The sequence below is a fragment of the Polaromonas sp. P1_E3 genome (assembly GCF_056405935.1).
Genome location: NZ_JBFUBD010000872.1, coordinates 1 through 502, shown reverse-complemented (window position 1 = coordinate 502; position 502 = coordinate 1). Strand labels below are relative to the sequence as shown.

The 502-nt window shown below is 59.7% G+C and carries 1 protein-coding gene; it reads left to right on the top strand.

Annotation, left to right across the window (positions count from 1 at the left end):
- Positions 1-135: 135 nt before the first annotated feature.
- A partial coding sequence (locus AC1D0Z_RS24060; RefSeq protein WP_477660613.1) for a DUF2231 domain-containing protein occupies positions 136-502 on the top strand: 367 nt, incomplete at its 3' end.

The window sequence follows — 502 nt, the reverse complement described above, 5'->3', positions numbered from 1 at the left end:
GGGTGTTTTCCGGTCGTTTTCAAGGCGGCCCGGGCAGGAAAGCCTGTGGCGGTCAAATAAAGGGCCAAAGAGCCGGGCGGCAGGGATATTTGCAGCCAGCGGGTAGGAGTTGGCCGACACAAACTGCAGCGGTGTTTGCCTGTCCGCCAGCTGCTGGCCCGAGTGGAATCAGGTCATCTCACCGCAATTCTGGAGGTATCCATGCGTGCAAAAGCCCGTTTTCTTGGCCACTCCGTACATCAGATGCTGATTGTTTTTCCCTTGGGACTGCTCGGTGCCGCCGTGGTTTTTGATGTGATTTATCTCGCCACAGGCGGCGACGCATTTGGCGYCGCCGCGTACTGGATGATGGCAGCGGGCCTCGTGGGTGGCGTCCTTGCCGCGCCTTTCGGCCTCATTGACTGGCTGGCGATCCCCGAAGGCACGCGTGCCAAGAGAGTAGGGGCCCTGCACGGCACGGGCAATGTCCTGGTGTTGCTATTGTTCGCAACCAGCTTTTTTC